The sequence below is a fragment of the Gemmobacter aquatilis genome, assembly GCF_900110025.1.
Taxonomy (GTDB): Bacteria; Pseudomonadota; Alphaproteobacteria; order Rhodobacterales; family Rhodobacteraceae; genus Gemmobacter; species Gemmobacter aquatilis.
In genome coordinates this window covers 627,174-645,048 of record NZ_FOCE01000001.1, presented here as the reverse complement: position 1 = coordinate 645,048, position 17,875 = coordinate 627,174, and the positions used below count along the sequence as shown (strand labels likewise).

Annotated in this window: 11 protein-coding genes; 5 read left to right on the top strand and 6 right to left on the bottom strand. The window is 67.9% G+C overall.

Annotation, left to right across the window (positions count from 1 at the left end):
• Window positions 1-26: 26 nt before the first annotated feature.
• From BMX43_RS03195 to BMX43_RS03175, 5 genes are all read right to left on the bottom strand, one after another.
• A complete protein-coding gene (locus BMX43_RS03195) occupies window positions 27-650 on the bottom strand; it encodes a queuosine precursor transporter (RefSeq protein WP_091296611.1) in 624 nt (207 codons plus the stop codon).
• A 94-nt stretch (window positions 651-744) separates the two neighbouring features.
• Window positions 745-1,641, bottom strand: a complete 897-nt coding sequence (locus tag BMX43_RS03190; protein ID WP_091296608.1) for an esterase-like activity of phytase family protein — start codon at window positions 1,639-1,641, stop codon at window positions 745-747.
• Entirely contained in the window at window positions 1,614-2,501 is an 888-nt protein-coding gene (mepA, locus tag BMX43_RS03185) for a penicillin-insensitive murein endopeptidase (protein ID WP_091297147.1), read from the bottom strand. The genes BMX43_RS03190 and mepA overlap by 28 nt, the downstream gene beginning before the upstream one ends.
• 2 nt (window positions 2,502-2,503) lie before the next feature.
• A complete protein-coding gene (locus BMX43_RS03180) occupies window positions 2,504-3,862 on the bottom strand; it encodes an MFS transporter (RefSeq protein ID WP_091296606.1) in 1,359 nt (452 codons plus the stop codon).
• Window positions 3,863-3,926: 64 nt separating this feature from the next.
• On the bottom strand, window positions 3,927-4,457 hold the full coding sequence (locus tag BMX43_RS03175; RefSeq protein WP_091296603.1) for an acyl-CoA thioesterase: 531 nt from the start codon (window positions 4,455-4,457) through the stop codon (window positions 3,927-3,929).
• A gap of 123 nt (window positions 4,458-4,580) precedes the next feature.
• Here BMX43_RS03175 and BMX43_RS03170 point away from each other — a divergent pair, with 123 nt between their 5' ends.
• Genes BMX43_RS03170 through yaaA form a run of 3 tightly spaced genes read left to right on the top strand, consistent with a single transcriptional unit; the run spans window position 4,581 to window position 7,718 of the window.
• On the top strand, window positions 4,581-4,868 hold the full coding sequence (locus BMX43_RS03170; protein ID WP_091296602.1) for a YggT family protein: 288 nt from the start codon (window positions 4,581-4,583) through the stop codon (window positions 4,866-4,868).
• Window positions 4,869-4,871: 3 nt separating this feature from the next.
• Complete coding sequence (recQ, locus tag BMX43_RS03165; protein WP_091296599.1) at window positions 4,872-6,911, top strand: DNA helicase RecQ; 2,040 nt, start codon at window positions 4,872-4,874, stop codon at window positions 6,909-6,911.
• A 48-nt stretch (window positions 6,912-6,959) separates the two neighbouring features.
• Window positions 6,960-7,718, top strand: a complete 759-nt coding sequence (gene yaaA / locus BMX43_RS03160) for a peroxide stress protein YaaA (protein ID WP_091296596.1) — start codon at window positions 6,960-6,962, stop codon at window positions 7,716-7,718.
• Here the strand turns inward: yaaA and BMX43_RS03155 are convergent.
• Complete coding sequence (locus BMX43_RS03155) at window positions 7,715-10,240, bottom strand: hybrid sensor histidine kinase/response regulator (RefSeq protein WP_091296594.1); 2,526 nt, start codon at window positions 10,238-10,240, stop codon at window positions 7,715-7,717. The genes yaaA and BMX43_RS03155 overlap by 4 nt on opposite strands.
• A 166-nt stretch (window positions 10,241-10,406) precedes the next feature.
• Here BMX43_RS03155 and BMX43_RS03150 point away from each other — a divergent pair, with 166 nt between their 5' ends.
• Both BMX43_RS03150 and pbpC read left to right on the top strand, forming a co-directional pair.
• On the top strand, window positions 10,407-15,842 hold the full coding sequence (locus BMX43_RS03150; protein WP_091296591.1) for an alpha-2-macroglobulin family protein: 5,436 nt from the start codon (window positions 10,407-10,409) through the stop codon (window positions 15,840-15,842).
• Window positions 15,839-17,872, top strand: a complete 2,034-nt coding sequence (gene pbpC, locus BMX43_RS03145; protein ID WP_425431769.1) for a penicillin-binding protein 1C — start codon at window positions 15,839-15,841, stop codon at window positions 17,870-17,872. Before BMX43_RS03150 ends, pbpC begins: the two co-directional genes overlap by 4 nt.
• The last annotated feature ends 3 nt before the right edge of the window (window positions 17,873-17,875 follow it).

Here is a 17,875-nt window from a genome sequence, read left to right as displayed (position 1 = left end):
ACAGATCTGGTGATTGTCAAAAGTTTTTACGCGAGTGCAGCGGTAAATTTTCCGACAATCAGGCGGAATGGCACAAGTGCAACAGCGGCCAGCGCCAACTTCACCAGCCAGTCGGCAGCGGCCAGCGAGACCCAGAGCGGCGCCATCGGACCAAGGCCCAGCAGAGGCAGCGACTCGTTGGCCCAGGACACATCGGTTGCCGGATCCAGCCAGATCAGGCTGGCGGAAAAGGCGATGGAGAAGAACAGCGCGGTGTCCAGCGTGGCGCCAAACAGGGTGGAGACGAGCGGGGCGCGCCACCAGCCGCGATAGCGCAGGCGGTTGAACACGGCGACATCGGTCAGTTGCGCGCAGAGGAATGCGAGGCCAGAGCCGAGGGCGACGCGCAGGGTGACCAGCGGGCCGAATTCGCCCATGATCTGCGTGCCGATCAGCGAGCAGATCACCCCCACGACAAAGCCCGCATAGACGACGCGGCGCGCGGCGGCGGGGCCTTGCAGGCGGTTCGTCAGATCGGTGACGAGGAAGGCGAAGGGATAGGTGAGCGCGCCCCAGGTCAGCCAGGGGCCAAGCAGGTGCTGCACGAGGATATTGGAGGCTACGACAAGCGTCGCCATGGCAAGGATGCCAGGGATCAGGGATTTGAACATGTGAGTTCCGTTTTTTACAAGGTCGCGGAGACTTGGCCCTTATGGGCAAGGCGGGTCCGATACGCCGGGAGGGCCCCCCGAGTCAACGGGCGAGTCACCGTGGCAGGCGGTATTCGACCAGTTCGGTGGTCTGGAAAAAGCGGAAATTATCGTCGGCGACCATGGTCAGGCGAATGGCGCCCCCCTTGTCGCGCCAGACGGCGATGCCTTCCAGATTGTCATGCTGGCCGGGGCGGGATTCCAGCAGCACCTCGCCCGCCGAGGCGGTGTCGCCGCGGATGTCGAATCGGCGCACGCGGCTGGCGAAGCCCATGATGCCGCGAAACTGGCGTTCCAGCAGGTAAAGCCGCCCGTCGGGGCCGAAATCGGCACCAACGGGAAGAAAGGTGCCAAGGCGGGGCAGGGTGAAGGGACGTTGCCACTGGCCCCCCCGGAAGCGGAAGACCTGAAGGGGGCCGCTGTCGCGCCCGCCGCTTTCGGGGATTGTATACAGCGCACCGTCGGGGCCGATGGCCAGCGCCTCCAGCGCGCTGTTCAGGCGCAGGCGGGCAAATTCGGGTGGGGAGGGCAGGTTTTCCGCCGGGCCGCCGATGTCGCGATAGCGCAGCACGCGGGCGGTGCCCGGCCCCTCGAACGAGACATAGGCGGTGCCGTCGGGGGCGATGGCCAGGCCTTCGCTGTCATTGCGCCCGGGGGCGAGAGGCATGGTGCCGCGCGCCTTCAGCAGCGTGACAGGGCTTGCCGCGATTCCGGTGATCGCGCCGCTGGCGTCGCGCAGGATGCGCCCCGCAGTCCAGGCGCCGCGATCCGACAGGGCGGTGAAGCGGGTGCCGGTGCGGTCAACCTCCAACGCGGACAGGCCGCCGAGGCGGGGATCATCGGAGGTCCAGACATAATTGCCGATATAGCCTGCGGGCAGGGTTTCGGCGGCGCTGCCCTCCAGCGCCAGCCCGCAGCCGAGGATCAGGGCGCAGAGAGAACGGCAGCGCATTGGGCGGGCAGATCGGCCATGGTGTATTCGCGCGGGTGGCGGGTGCGGGGGGCCGGTTCCTGCGGCTTCTTGCCGGGTTTGGGCGGGTTCAGGTAATCGGTCACCCACCAGGTGAGCGTGTCATCGCAGCCATTGCCGCCTTTCGACAGATCATCCACCGTCGGCGTCTGGGTCTTGCAGAGCGTGGCGCCTTTCGGGCATTTCAGCCGCACATGGAAATGCGTGTCATGCCCGGCGACGGGGCGGATTTTCTGCAGCCATGCGGTGTCTTTCCGCGTGGCGGTCTTGCACATTTCGATCTTCACGGCGGCGGCGACGAAGATGCGGTCCACCCGCGCATCCGAGGCGGCGGCGCGCAGCAGGGCGTGGTGGCGCGGCGTCCAGTTGCGGGTGACGCTGCGCTGATCGGCGGAGCGCACGGGGATGGAGCTGATATTCTCGCGCTGTTTGCGGCTGAGGTCGAGCCGGTCGGGCGGCAGCATCCAGATATCGGCATCCAGCCCGATCTGGTGGCTGGCATGGCCCGAGGTCATCGGGCCGCCGCGGGGCTGGCTCATGTCACCGATATAGAGGCCCCGCCAGCCGATCTGCGTGGCGGCGACCGAAAGCTGTTGCAGATAGTCCACCAGCACCGGCTGGCCGTAATTGCGGTTGCGCGACAGGCGCATGGCCTGCCATGTCGGCCCGGTTTCCGGCAGTTGCACCAGACCCGCAGCGCAGCCCTTGGCGTAGGAGCCGATGGGCATGGGCGGTTGCTGCGAGGGGCTTTGCGCCTGCCCCAGCGTTTCCACGGCCAGCGGGGCCGCCGTGGCGGGCAGGGCGCAAGCCAGCGCCAGCGCGGTCAGAAAGGGGCGGATCATGGTCATGCCTGCCTGTCACCATTCGGTTTGACCCAGACTAGCAGAATCAGGCCGACAAGAAACAGCCCGATCAGCGGCGCGACGCCGATGCGCTGCGATCCGCTTACATCCGAGGCGATGGCGATGGCGAAGGGCGCGATGAAGGCGGTGGCCTTGCCGGACAGGGCGAACAGGCCGAAGGCCTCGGTCGCGCGTTCGGGGGTGGTGTGGAACACCATCATGGTGCGCGAGGCGGCCTGCACCGTGCCGCCCGCCGCCCCGATCAGGATGCCGCAGCCATACATGATGAGGTCGGGCAGGGGGGAGCCGGGGGCGAAGGGCAGGCCGAAGATCGACTCGCGCGACATGCCGACGATCACGGCGCAGACCGCGATCAGCACCCAGATGGAGCCCACGATCACAGGCTTTGGCCCGCGTGCGGCATCCAGCTTGCCGCCGATCCAGGTGGCCACGGCGGCCGACAGCGCGCCGATGATGCCGAAGATGCCGATCTGCGTCACGCTCCACCCCAGCACGCCCGAGGCATAGACGCCGCCGAAGCCGTAAAGCGCATTCAGCGAGTCGCGGTAGAACATCGAGGACATGAGGTAAGCGAACAGGCTTTGCCGCGAGGGCAGCGATTTCAGCAGCCGCCCGAGTTGCGCCAATGCGCGGGGCAGGCTGTGGCCGGTGCCGGTGCCCTTGGGTTCGCGCACCCACAGGAAGAACGGCACCATGAACAGCGCATACCACAGCGCGGTAAAGGGGCCGACGGCGCGGGTGCCTTCGCGGGCGGTGGCGTCCAGCCCGAACAGCGGGTCCAGCCCGATCAGGGTTTTGCCGGTGGCGCCGTTTTCGGCGAACAGCAGCAGCATCAGCACCAGCGACACGATGCCGCCGGTATAGCCGAAGGCGAAGCCGGAGCCGGAAACCTTGCCCATCTCCTCGGGCGGGGCGAGGCTGGGCATCAGCGAGTTGGTGAAGATCGTCGCAAACTCCATCCCGATCAGGCCGATGCCGAAGCAGAGCATGGCCAGCGTCAGGTTGGGGGCGGTGGGCAGCAGATACCACAGGCCGAAGGCGCCGAAGACGTAGAAGGCGGAAAACACCCAGATCCACGCCATGCGGCGGCCCGAACTGTCGGCAATCGCGCCAAGGATCGGGGCGAGGCAGGCGATGGCGATGCCGGCAAGGGTCTGGCCATAGCCCCAGAAGGCCTGCGCCTCGGCCGCCGCGCGGTCGGGGGCCATGCCGAGGCTGGTGTAATGAGTGCGCGCCACCTCGGCAAAATAGGGGCCGAAGATGAAGGTCAGCAGGAGCGTGTTGTAGGGCTGGCTGGCCCAATCGAAGAAATACCAGCCCCAGATGCGTTTGCGGTCCATGCGCGCCCCCTGTTTGCCGGGCGATGAAGCCCGAAAGCGGCGGGATGTGCAAGTGCAGCGTAGATTAGGGGTGGGGCGGCCAGGGGCGGGTGGCATCGGCGGCGATCCAGTCTGCCACCCAGGCGGGCAGCGGCGGGCTGGCCGGGTTTTCGCCCATCGCGGCGATCACCTGCGTGGGCGGCACGATGCCGTTGCGCGAGGTGAAGGCGGAGCGGGCGAGCATCTGGCTGGTGCACTCTGCGCCGCGCCACATCGTCTGGTCGATATAGAGAAAACGGTCGTCCCAGCCGACGCAGCGCGAGCGCATGGTGATGGCTTGAAACGCCGTCACCCGCTTGCGGTAGCGGGTGGAGTTTCCGGCGATGGCCATGCCCCAGCCGTTTTGCAGCACGGTGGCCGAAAGCCCGGTGCGGATGCCCAGCGGCACCCGGCCCAGATCGTAGAGTGTCAACGTGCGGCCATTGTTCAACTCGCGCCACGGGTCGATATCCCACGGCCAGCAGATATGCGTGCTTTCGTGGGTGTCGAGCAGGCCGAGTTTCGGCGCGCGGCGGGCGTTCAGGATTTCTTTGGCGAGTCGGATATAGGGATACATGGGGCACCTCTGCCCTGTCGGGTGCCGTTCCGGGGGTGGGGGCGTCAAGCGAAACGCTGCGGAAGTGGTTGTGCTTCGGGGGGCCGCGCGCTACCTAAACCACAGCTTTGAACGAGGGTGCCGATGGTTTCGATCCTGCAAATCCTGCTGATGGTGCTGAGCGTGGCGCAGTTCATCATCCTTGCGCATATCATCATGTCCTGGCTGATCAACTTTCAGGTGCTGAACCTGCGGCAGCCCTTGGTGGGGCAGTTGTGGTATGGGCTGGGCCGCTTGCTGGACCCGGTGTATGACCGGCTGCGGTCCGTTCTGCCGGCGATGGGCGGGATCGACCTTGCGCCGCTGCTGGCGCTGCTGGCGATTTACGCGCTGCGCATCATCATCGTGAACAACATGCCGATGTTCTACTGACCGATGCAGGAGCCGCGCGCGCTTCTTGCCTCGGTCTTTGGCTATGGCGCCTTTCGGCCCGGTCAGGAAGAGATCGTCGATGCGGTGCTGGCCGGGCGCGACACGCTGGCGATCATGCCGACGGGGGGCGGGAAATCCCTGTGTTTCCAACTGCCTGCCCTGTGCCTTGAGGGCGTGACGGTGGTCATCTCGCCGCTGATTGCGCTGATGCGCGATCAGGTGCGCAGCTTGCGCGAGGCGGGGGTGGAGGCCGGGGCGCTGACCTCTGGCAATACCGATGAAGAAACCGAGGCGGTGTTTCACGCGCTGGACGAGGGGCGGCTGAAACTGCTATACATGGCGCCGGAACGGCTGGCCGCACCCGGCACGCTGGGCCTGTTGCGCCGGGTCGGCGTGTCGCGCATCGCGGTGGACGAGGCGCATTGCGTCAGCCAGTGGGGCCATGACTTCCGCCCCGATTACCTGCGCATCGGTGATCTGAAACGCGCGCTGCAGGTGCCGGTGGCCGCCTTCACCGCCACGGCGGACGAGGAAACCCGCGCCGAGATCGTGACCCGGCTGTTCGACGGGGTGGAGCCTGCGACCTTTCTGCGCGGGTTCGACCGGCCCAATATCCACCTGGCCTTCGCGGTGAAGGACAATCCGCGCCGCCAGATTCTGGGCTTTGCCGCGGCGCGCAAGGGGCAATCGGGCATCGTCTATTGCGCGACGCGGGCCAAGACGGAAACGCTGGCCAGTGCGCTGCGCGAGGCCGGGCACGCCGCCTGCCACTATCACGGCGGGATGGAGGCGGAGGACCGCCGTCAGGTCGAGGTGCGGTTTCAGCAGGAAGACGGGCTGATCGTCTGCGCCACCATCGCCTTCGGCATGGGGATCGACAAGCCGGATATCCGCTGGGTCGCCCATGCCGACCTGTCGAAAAGCATCGAGGCCTATTATCAGGAAATCGGTCGCGCGGGCCGCGATGGCGCGCCTGCGGAAACGCTGACGCTGTATGGCCCCGACGACATCCGCCTGCGCCGCAGCCAGATCGACGAAGGCGCCGCCCCGCCCGACCGCAAGGCCGCCGATCACGCGCGGCTGAATGCGCTGCTGGGGTTGGCCGAGGCGGTGGGGTGCCGCCGTCAGGTGTTGCTGGGCTATTTCGGCGAGGCGTCCGCGCCCTGCGGCAATTGCGATCTGTGCGACCGCCCGGCGCAATTGTTCGACGCCACCGATGCGGTGCGCAAGGCGCTGTCGGCGGTATTGCGCACCGGCGAATGGTTCGGCGCGGGGCATCTGATCGACATCCTGACCGGCACCGCCACGGCCAAGGTGCGCGAAAAGGGCCATGACGGGTTGCCAACCTTTGGTGTCGGGCGCGAGCTGTCGAAAACCGGCTGGGGCGCGGTGTTCCGCCAGATGATGGGGCGCGACCTGCTGCGCCCCGACCCGGATCGCTTTGGCGCGTTGCGGATGACCGAGGCCGCGCGCCCGATCCTGCGCGGCGAGGAAAGCATCACCCTGCGCAAGGATACCGTGCAGGTTTCGGGCGGGCCGGTGGCCAAGGCGCTGGTTTCGGAGGAGGACGCGCCGCTGCTGTCGGCGCTGAAGGCCAAGCGGCGCGCGCTGGCCGAGGCGGCGCGGGTGCCCGCCTATGTGATCTTCCCCGACCGCACGCTGATCGAGATGGCCGAGCGGCGGCCCACGACACTGGACCAGATGGCGCAGGTCAGCGGTGTCGGGGCGAAAAAGCTGGAAAGCTATGGCGCGGCGTTTCTGGCGGTGATCACCGGCGCGGTGGAGGGGCTGCATCCGCAGCGGATGCGGCTGGCCGGGCGCCCGGCGGGCGAGATCTTCGACCGGCTGGCCGAGGCGCAGTTGCGGCTGATGCGGGGCGAGGATGGCATCGGCAAGCCGCTGTCGCTGTCGCAGACCGCGCTGCGCAAGATCGCCGAGGCGCGGCCTTCGACCCTGTCGGATCTGGACCGGGCGGGCGATCTGGGCCCGGCCAAGCTGGAACGCTTTGGCGCGGCCTTTCTGGAGATTTGCCGCGCGGGCTGACTTGCCTTCGCCGCCCGCACGGTTAGCTAGGGCGCGAAGGAGTGCCCGATGCTGACCGTGATTTCCCCCGCCAAACGCCTTGATCCCGCCCCGCCTGCCTTGCCCGACGGCATCGCCGCCAGTGACCCGGCCTTTGTCGCCGCGGCGCGCGATCTGGCGCAGATCGCGCGCGGGCTGTCTGCGGCGGAATTGCGCAAGCTGATGGACATCTCGCCCGCGCTGGCCGAGCTGAATGTGGGGCGCTTTGCCGCCTTTGGCACACAGGACCGCGCGCCTGCCGCGCTGCTGTTCGCGGGCGACACCTATGCCGGGCTGGAGGCGAAGACGCTGTCGCCCGATGGCTGGCGCTGGGCGGCGGGGCATTTGCGCATCCTGTCGGGGCTTTACGGGCTGCTGCGCCCGACCGACCGGATCGAGCCCTATCGGCTGGAAATGGGCTCGCGGCTTGCTTCGCCCAAGGGGACGGATCTTTACGCCTATTGGGGGGATCGGATCGCCGGGGCGCTGAACGTGGCGGCGGAGGAGACGGGGGCGCGGGTGTTGGTCAACTGCGCCTCGGTCGAGTATTTTTCGGCGGTGGATCTGGCGGCGTTGCGCTTGCGGGTGGTGACGCCGGTGTTTCTGGAGGAAAAGGCGGGCGAAGCGAAGGTGGTCAGCTTCTGGGCCAAGAAGGCGCGCGGGGCGATGGCGCGGTTTATTGTCGAGAACCGGCTGGATGATGTGGAGGCGCTGCGCGGCTTTGATGCGGGCGGCTATCGGTTCAGCGGGGCCGAGGGGGATCGGCTGATCTTCCGGCGCGGGGCCTAGGCGGCCCCGGCCTCGGGCGTATCGGTCAGCACGGGGCGCACATCGGCGGGGGTAAATTCCACCAGCGCCTCGCAGATCGCGGAGCGGCGCAGCGGTTTGGTCAGATAGCGGTCGATCCCGGCGGCGAGAATGGTTTCGGCGTCGCCCTCCATCGCGTGGGCGGTCAGCGCGATGATGGGCACGCGCGGCCCGGTGCCTTCGGCCTGACGGATGGCGCGGGCGGCCTCGCGCCCGTCCATTTCCGGCATGGAAATATCCATGAAGATCAGGTCGGGATGCAGGGTGGTGAACAGCGCCACCGCCTCGCGCCCGTTATGGGCGAAGGTCAGATCGAGGTCGAGATCGCGCACCATCTTGCGGAAGACAAGCTGGTTGGTGCGGTTGTCCTCGGCTGCCAGCACGCGCATCTGGCGCAGGGGGGCGGCGGTGGGCGGCGGGGCGAGATCTTGCAGGCGGCGATACAGATCGGCGCGCAGCAGCGGCTTTTGCAGGATATGCGCCACAAGATCGGCCCCCGGCAGATCGCGGGCGGCGGCGGGATTGGCCGACAGCAGCAGCACGGGGGCGACGATGCCCGCGCCGCGCAGGCGCTGCACGAGGGTCAGCCCGTCCAGTTCCGGCATGTCCTGATTGCACAGGATCACGTCGAAATCGCGGTCACTGTCCAGCACCGCCAGCGCGTCGGCGCCCGAGCGGCAAAGCACGGCCTGCATGCCGCAGGTGACCAACTGGCGTTCCAGAATGGTGCGGTTGATATATTGGTCATCCACCACCAGTGCGCGTTTCAGGCTGACGGTGGCGGGGTGATCCTCGCTGATCTCGGCCACCGGCAGCGACAGGCGGAAGCCGAAGCACGAGCCGCGCCCCAGTTCGCTGTCCACCCAGACGGCGCCGCCCATCCGGTCCACCAGCCGCTGTGTGATGGCGAGGCCAAGCCCGGTGCCTTCGAATTTGCGGTTGCTGTCGGTTTCCACCTGATTGAATTCGCCGAAGATGTGATCGAGATGTTCGGGTGCGATGCCGATGCCGGTGTCTTCGACGGTGATGTGCAATTGCTGCGCGCCCGGTTCGGCGGCGATGCCGACGACGCGGATCAGCACATGGCCGGCATCGGTGAATTTCACCGCGTTGCCGATCAGATTGGTCAGCACCTGCCGCAGCCGCCCCGGATCGCCGATATAGCGGGTGGGCAGGAACATGTCGAAATCAATCAGCAGATCGACGCCCTTGGCGCGCGCCTTGGGTTGCAGCAGCATCGAAACCTCGTGAATGACCCGTTCCAGATCAAAGGGTTCCGGGCGCAGGGTCAGGCGTTCTGCCTCGATCTTGGAATAATCGAGAATGTCGTTGATGATGACCAGCAGCGCCTCGCCCGAGGAGCGGATGGTATCGGCGAACAGGCGCTGTTCTTCGGTCAGCGGCGTGTCGCACAGCAGTTCGGCCATGCCGACGACGCCGTTCATCGGGGTGCGGATCTCGTGGCTCATATTGGCGAGGAAGGCCGATTTGGCGCGCACCGCCGCCTCGGCCGCCTCGCGGGCGGCTTGCAGGGCGGCCTGCTGTTCGCGCTGGCGTGTGATGTCCACCCGCAGGCCGACGCGCCCGCCATCCGGGGTTTCCTTGTCGATCACCCGCAGCCAGCGGCCCGGCGTCAGTTCCTGTTCGAAATCCGAGCTTTTCGCCTCGTGCAGGCGCAGGCGTTCATCCAGCCAATCCGCCTCGCGGCCCTGTGCATCGGCATATTGGCCGCGATCCAGCCCGTAACGCAGGATGGTTTCAAAGGTGGCGCCGGGCACCATGGCCGGGGCGCTTTCGGGAAAGAGGTCGCGGTAACGCTGATTGCAGACCATGAGCCGGTCCTCCCTGTCAAAAAGCACGAAGCCATCGGGGATCGCCTCGATCGCGGCCCAGATGCGCTTCTGGTCGGTGATGTTGAGCGCGAGGCTGACCATATCGCCATCGCGCCCGCGGTGATCGACAAGGCGGACCCAGGTGCCGTTGGAAAATTGCAGCTCCAGCGGTTCGATCGGGTCTTGATCCCAGCGGGCCAGCATGGTGGAGCACCAGTCTTGCGGCGGGACGCTGCCGATATCGACAAGGCCGGTTTCGCAGGCGCTGCGCAGAAGGGTGTCATAGGCAGTGCCGGGGGCGATGTCTTCGCTTTCGAAGGCGGCGAGGTAGGCGCGGTTGGCGGCGACAAGGCGGTTGGCACTGTCGAACACGGCAAACCCGTCACGGATGGTGTTGATCGAGTCCCACAGCCGCCGTTCGGCCATCACCGCCGCGGTATGGGCGCGTTCCAGATCCGACAGGAAGCGCAGGTTCTGGCCTTTCAGCGCCTCGGCCTCCGACAGGGCCGATTTCACCACCTGCCGCTGTTCCACGATCTGGTCGGACAGGGAACGCGCGTGCAGGGCCAGTTTTTCATTGGCCGCGAAAAGCTCGCGGCTTTTCTGTTCCAGCAGGCGTTCCGCCGCAAGGCGGGCGCGCCGTTCTTTTGCCAGCCGTTCTGAAAGGTCCATCCGATTCCGTCCGCAGGGGCGATTGCAGGGCAGGCTGGCGCAACATCGTGAAGCAAGGCTTAACGCCGACAATCTTCGGCGGGGTCTCTGGCGCGACCCGCTGCCCGATTGCGCAATCGGGCCGGGCGTGGCAGCATCGCGGCAACTGATTTCAGGAGGTATTTCGATGCGTGCGTTCAGCCGGGCCATTCTGTTCGGTCTCTTTTGCGCCCTGCCCGCCGGGGCTTGGGCAGAGGATCTTGTGCCGGCAAAGCGGTTTGTCATCAGTCAGGATGCGGACCTGCCGGGGGGCGATCTGTCCACGCTGCTGGATACCACGCTGGAGGCCTGCGAGCGGGCCTGCCTCAGCGAGGCGCGCTGCACGCATTTCACCTTCAACACGCGCAACGGGTCTTGCTTTGCCAAGGCCGATCCGGGGGCGGAGGCGTTCTATCAGGGGGCGTTGTCGGGCCGGGCGGTGGCCAATGACGCGAAGGTGCTGGCCGGGGCGGCGGCGCGCAAGGCCGAGCTGACCTTCCTGCGCGACGACGAGTTTGCCACGGCGCTGCAACAGGCCGAGGGGTTGGCGGCGCGCCACACCTCGGGGCAGTGGAGTGCGGCGGAGCATCTGCAACAGGCGCATGATCTGGAGGCGGGCGGCGATGCGCTGCGCGCCAGCGATTTCGCCGGGGCGGCGACCAATGTCGATGACAGCCCGGAGGTGTGGACGGAATATGCGCGGCTGTTGCTGGCGGCCTCGGACGCGGGGCAGGGCGATGTGGGCGATCAGCGGGCGCGGGCGCTGAGTGCCGCGATCAACGCCTATCTGCGGGCGGGGAACAAGGCGATCCGCCATAACGCGCTGGTGAAGATGGCTTTTGCGCTGGAGGCCACCGAGCGTGGCAGCGATATGGTCAAGGCGCTGCGGCTGGCGCAGCAAATGCAGCCGCGTGACGAGACGGCGGCGCTGCTGGACGATGCGGCGGGGAAATACGGCTTTCGCCTGCTGGAAACCGATGTGCAGGCCGACAGCGCGCGGCCGCGCGTCTGCGTCAACACCTCGGAAGATCTGGTGGAGGCGGGGGTGGATTACACGCCCTTCGTGCAACTGCCCGAACCGGGCCTGACGGTAGAGCCGGGCGGCTGGCGGCAGTTGTGCATCGAAGGGGTGAGCCACGGCACGCGCTATCAGTTCACCTTCCGCGAGGGGCTGCCTGCGGCGGATGGGCAAGCGCTGGCGAAATCGGTGGGGGTTTCGGCCTATGTGCGCGACCGCCAGCCGGGCGTGCGCTTTCCGGGGCGGGCCTATGTGCTGCCGAAATCGGATCAGGCGGCGCTGCCGGTGGAAACGGTGAACACCGAAAAGCTGGACCTGACGCTGTTCCGCGTGTCGGATCGCAACCTGCTGCGGGCGGTGCAGAACAGCTATCTCGACATGCCGATGGCCGAATATCAGGAATACGGCTTTGACGGTGATGTGGGCGAGCAGTTGTGGAAAGGCGCCGCGACGGTGGTGCAGGAGGTCAACAAGGACGTGACCACCCGCCTGCCGATGGACGAGGCGCTGAAGGGTCTGCCAGCGGGGATCTATGCGCTGAAGGCGGCGGTGCCGGGGGTGGACCCCTATACCATTCCGGCGGCGTGGCAGTGGTTTGTCGTGTCGGATCTGGGGGTGACCACGCTGTCGGGCACCGACGGGCTGCATGTGATGGTGCGCAGCCTTGGCACCGCCGAGGCGAAGGCGGGGGTGACCGTCGATCTGCTGAGCCGGGCCAATGCGGTGCTGGGCAGTGCGGTGACCGATGCGCAGGGCTATGCCCGCTTTGACGCCGGGCTGGCACGGGGCACCGGCGGGGCGGCGCCTGCCATGGTGGTGGCGCATGAGGGCGAGACGGACATCGCCTTCCTGTCGCTGACCGACCCGGAGTTCGATCTGTCGGATCGCGGGGTGGAGGGGCGCGAGGCCGCGCCGCCGGTGGATGTGTTCCTGACCACGGATCGCGGCGCCTATCGTGCCGGGGAAACCGTGTTCGCCACGGCGCTGGCGCGGGATGCGCAGGCGCAGGCGATTGCCGGCATGCCGCTGACGGCGGTGCTGAAACGGCCCGACGGGGTGGAATACAGCCGCCTTGTGACACAGGATGCCGGGCAGGGCGGGCATGTCTTTGCGCTGCCGGTGGCCGGATCGGCGCCGCGCGGCGTCTGGTCGCTGGAGGTCTATGCCGACCCCGAGGCGGACCCGCTGACCAAGCAGACCTTTCTGGTCGAAGATTTTCTGCCGGAGCGGATTGATTACACGCTGGCGCTGACGGACGGGCCGGTGAAGCTGGGCGATGTGCTGCGGCTGGATGTGGCAGCGCAATATCTGTTCGGCGCGCCGGGGGCGGATCTGGCGATTGAGGGCGAGGTGCTGCTGCGCGCCGCCAAGGAGTTGCCCAAATTCCCCGGCTATGTATTTGGCCGCCACGACGCACCCTTCGATGCGCGGATGGAGCCGATCCCGGAGGGCACGCGCACCGATGCGGCGGGCAAGGCCGTGGTCAGCGCGGCGCTGCCCGAGGCGGACGATCCCGGCCTGCCGCTGGAGGCGCGGGTGACCCTGCGCATCGCCGAAGGCTCGGGCCGCCCGGTGGAGCGGCGGGTCAGCACGATCCTTGCGCCCTCGGCGCCGATGATCGGGGTGAAGCCGCTGTTCGACGCCGTGGCGCCGGAAAATGGCGAGGCGCGGTTTCAACTGATCGGTGTCGGCGCGGACGCGGCGCCGGTGCCGATGGCGGTAAAGTGGGAGCTGGTGCGGGTTGAGACGCAATACCAGTGGTATCAGTATTCCGGCAGCTGGAACTGGGAGCCGGTGACGACGCGGACCCGGGTGACCGAAGGCCGCGCCGATCTGGGGGCAGAGCCGGTGCAGGTGGCGGTGCCGGTGCAATGGGGCGAATACGAGCTTGTGGTGACGCGGGCGGATGGCGCGCCGGCCGAAACCTCCACCGGCTTTTCGGCCGGGTGGTATGCGGCGGCGGGGGCTTCAGAGTCGCCCGACATGCTGGAACTGTCGCTGGACAAGGCGGCCTACAAGCCGGGCGAGGTGGCGAAGCTGCGCATGGTGCCGCGGGCGGCGGGCAAGGCGCTGGTGATGGTGCTGTCGAACCGGCTGGTGGCGATGCAGGCGGTGGATGTGACGGCGGGCGAGAACCTGATCGAGCTGCCGGTGACCGATGACTGGGGCGCCGGGGTCTATGTGACGGTGCAGGCGCTACGCCCGATGGATGTGGCGGCAGGGCGCAACCCGGCCCGCGCGCTGGGCCTGACCCATGCGGCGATTGATCCGGGTGCGGCGAAGCTGGCGGTCCGCGTGGAGGCGCCGGATGAGGTGGCGCCGCGCAGCCCGGTGGAGGTTGCGGTGAAGGTGGACGGCGTGGCCGAGGGCGATACGGCCTATGTCACGCTGGCGGCGGTGGATGTGGGCATCCTGAACCTGACCGCGTTCAAATCGCCCGATCCGGCAGGCTATTACTTTGGCCAGCGCAAGCTGGGCATCGGCATCCGTGACGTTTACGGGCGGCTGATCGACGGGCTGAACGGTGCCGAAGGTCAGGTGCGATCTGGCGGTGATGCGGGCGCGCAGGCGCGGCTGCAAGGCCCGCCGCCGACAGAGGAACTGGTGGCCTATTTCACCGGCCCGGTGCAGGTGGGCGCCGATGGTCTGGCGCGGGCCAGCTTTGATCTGCCCTCGTTCAACGGCACGGTGCGGCTGATGGCGGTGGCGTGGTCGGGCAAGGCGGTGGGGCAGGCCGAAAAGGATGTGCTGGTGCGCGACCCGGTGGTGGTGACGGCCTCGCTGCCGCGCTTCATGGCGCCGGGGGACGAAAGCCGCGTGCTGCTGGAGGTGGTTCATGCCACCGGCCCGGCGGGCAAGATGGCGCTGAGCGCGGTGGCCGAAGGCGTGACGCTGGGCGCACTGCCGGACAGCGTGGATGTGGGCGAAAAGCAGAAGGTGGTGCTGGCGATCCCGGTCACCGCGACGGCGGCGGGGCTGCATCAGATCACCGTCACGCTGACCACGCCCGACGGCAAGGCGCTGGTGAAAACCCTGACGTTGCCGGTGCAGACCAATGACCCCGAGGTGGCGCGGATCAGCCGCTTCGATCTGGACAAGGGGCAGGAGTTCACCTTCGACGCCAATGTCTTTGCGGGCATGATCCCCGGCACGGGGTCGGCCAGTCTGGCAATCGGCCCGATTGCGCGGCTGAATGCGCCGGGGCTGCTGGCAGCGCTGGATCGCTATCCTTATGGCTGCACCGAACAGATCACCTCCAAGGCGCTGCCGCTGGTGTATTTCGATCAGGTGGCGCAGGCGATGCAGTTGCAGGGGGCCGAGAATATCAGCCTGCGCATCGGGCAGGCGGTGACCGAGGTCTTGCAGAACCAGAACGCCGAAGGGGCCTTTGGCCTGTGGTCGGCGCCGGAGACGAGTGGCTCTGACCTGTGGCTGGATGCCTATGTGACCGACTTCCTCAGCCGGGCGCGGGCGCAGGGCCATGCGGTGCCCGACATCGCGTTCCGCAGCGCGCTGGACAACCTGCGCAATCAGGTGAACTACCAGACCGATTTCGATCTGGGGGGCGAGGCGCTGGCCTATGCGCTGCTGGTGCTGGCGCGCGAAGGTGCTGCGGCGGTGGGCGATCTGCGCTATTATGCGGATGTGAAGGGCGATGCCTTTGCCACCCCGCTGGCTCAGGCGCAACTGGGTGCGGCGCTGGCGGCTTATGGCGATCCGGCGCGGGCGGATGCGATGTTCCGCAAGGCGCAGGCGCGGCTGGATGAAAGCGACGACAAGGGTGCGCAGATCTATCGCGCCGATTACGGCACCACCTACCGCGATGCGGCGGCCATGCTGACGCTGGCGGTGGAAGCGGGATCGGAAGCGGTGGACCGTGACGCGCTGGTGAACCGCATCGCCACGCAGGGCGCGCTGTCCACGCAGGAAAGCGTCTGGGCGCTGCTGGCGTCGAACGCGCTGATCGGGGCGGGCGGGGCGGATGTGACGATCAATGGCGCCGCCGCCAGTGGGCCGCTGGTGCGGGTGGCGAATGACACCAGCGCGCCACTGGTGGTGAAGAATGGCGGGGCGAAGACGCAACTGACCGTCACCACCTATGGTGTGCCGTCAGAGCCGGTGGCGGCGGGGGGCAATGGCTATGCCATCACCCGCAGCTATTACACGCTGGAAGGGGAGCCGATGGTGCTGGACAGCGTGCCGGTTGGCACGCGGCTGGTGACGGTGCTGGAGATCACCCCGTTCGAGGGCAACGAGGCGCGGCTGATGGTGGCCGATCCGCTGCCGGCCGGGTTCGAGATCGACAACCCGAGCCTGATCAGCGGCGGCAACATCGCCGCGCTGGATTGGCTGGGGCTGGAGACCGATACGGCGCATAGCGAGTTCCGGCAAGATCGCTTCCTTGCGGCGGTGGATCAGGTCGGGTCTGGCGCATTCAAGCTGGCCTATATCGTGCGGGCGGTGTCGCCCGGCACCTTCCGGCATCCGGCAGCCTCGGTCGAGGATATGTATCGCCCGGATTACCGCGCGCGCAGCGAGACCGGCCAAGTCACGATCACCGAGTGATGCGCGCCTTTGCCGCCTTTGCCCTGGTCGCTGCCCTTTGGGCGGCGGGTTTTGCCATGGACCGCGCGCGCGATTGGGTGGCGGTGACGGACCTGCCGCCGCTGGTGCTGGAAAGCTCGGCCGAGGTGGTGGATCGCAACGGGATATTGTTGCGGGCCTATACGGTGGGGGACGGGCGCTGGCGAATGACGGTGGAGCCGGAGGCGGTGGACCCCCGCTATATCGAGATGCTGGTGGCCTATGAGGACAAGCGGTTCTGGCAGCATGGTGGGGTGGATGGCTGGGCGATCCTGCGGGCCGTCGCGCAGGCGGCATGGAACGGGCGGGTGGTGTCGGGCGGATCAACGCTAACGATGCAGGTGGCGCGGCTGCTGGAAGACAGCGGCACCGGGCAAGTGGCGGGCAAGCTGCGGCAGGCGCGCGTGGCGCTGGCGCTGGAGCAGCAGTTGACGAAGCGCCAGATCCTGCAGCTTTATCTGAACCTTGCGCCGTTTGGTGGCAATCTGGAGGGCGTGCGGGCGGCCAGTCTGGCCTATTTCGGCAAGGAGCCGCGCCGCCTGACCCCGGCAGAGGCGGCGCTGCTGGTGGCCATTCCGCAGGCGCCGGAAAGCCGCCGCCCCGACCGGCATCTGCAGGCGGCGATTGCAGCGCGCGGGCGGGTGCTGGCGCGGGCGCTGGGCGATGGGGTGATCTCGGCTGAGGAGGCCGAGGCGGTGCGCGGCGAGCCGGTGCCGCAGGCGCGCAAGCCGGTGCCGATGCTGGCGCCGCATCTGGCCGACCGGATGCGCGCCGCCGAGCCGCAGAACCCGCGCATCACGCTGACGCTGGACGCCGGGTTGCAAAAGGCGCTGGAGGCGCTGGCGCGTGACGCGGTGGCGGGCAAGGGCGATCAGTTGCAGATCGCGCTATTGGCCGCCGACCCGGTGTCGGGCGAGGTGCTGGCCTCGGTCGGGTCTGCCGGGTTTCTGGCGGATCGGCGGCAGGGCTTTGTGGATATGACGCGGGCGCTGCGTTCACCCGGCAGCACGCTGAAACCGCTGGTCTATGGGCTGGCCTTTGACGAGGGGCTGGGCCACCCCGAGACGATGATCGACGACAAGCCGGTGAGTTTCGGCCCCTATGCGCCGCAGAATTTCGACAAGCTGTTTCGCGGCACGGTGCGGATGCGCGAGGCGTTGCAGATGTCGCTGAACATTCCGGTGGTGCTGATCACCGATGCGCTGGGCCCGGCCAAGGTGCTGGCCGCGATGCGCCGCGCCGGGATGAAGCCGGTGCTGGAGGGCGGGCAGCCGGGGCTGGCGCTGAGCCTCGGCGGGGTGGGGGTGACGCTGGAAGATATGGTGCAGCTTTACGCCGCGATTGCGCGGGGTGGGGTGGCGCTGCCGCTGCGCTATACCGGCGAAGGGGCCGAGGGGCAGCGCGTGATGTCTGCCGTGGCGGCCTGGCAGGTGGCGGATGTGCTGGCGGGCCTGCCGCCACCGCCCGGCGCGCCGGAAAACCGGCTGGCCTACAAGACCGGCACCAGCTACGGCCACCGCGACGCCTGGGCGATCGGGTTTGACGGGCGGTTTGTGGTGGGGGTGTGGATGGGGCGGGCTGATGGCACGCCGGTGCCGGGCGCCTTTGGGGGCGATCTGGCAGCGCCGGTGCTGTTTCAGGCGATGGGGCGGCTGAGCCGCAGCCTGACGCCACTGCCGCCCCCGCCCGCCGCGACGTTGCTGGTGTCGAACGCGCAACTGCCGCAGCCGTTGCAGCGGTTCCGGTCGCGCAATGCGGCGTTCGAGGTGGCGGAGGCGCCGGTGGTGGCCTTTCCGCCCGATGGGGCCGAGGTGGAGCGGTTGGGCGGCAAGCTGATGGTCCGGCTGCGCGGCGGCACGGCGCCCTTCACCCTGCTGGCGGATGGGGTGCCGGTGCAGGTGGGGCTGCGCGGGCGCGAGACGCTGCTCGATCTGCCCGGCGCGGGGTTTGTCACCCTGTCGGTGATCGACGCGGCCGGACGATCCGCCCGCGTCGCCATTCGCTTGCGCTGAGGC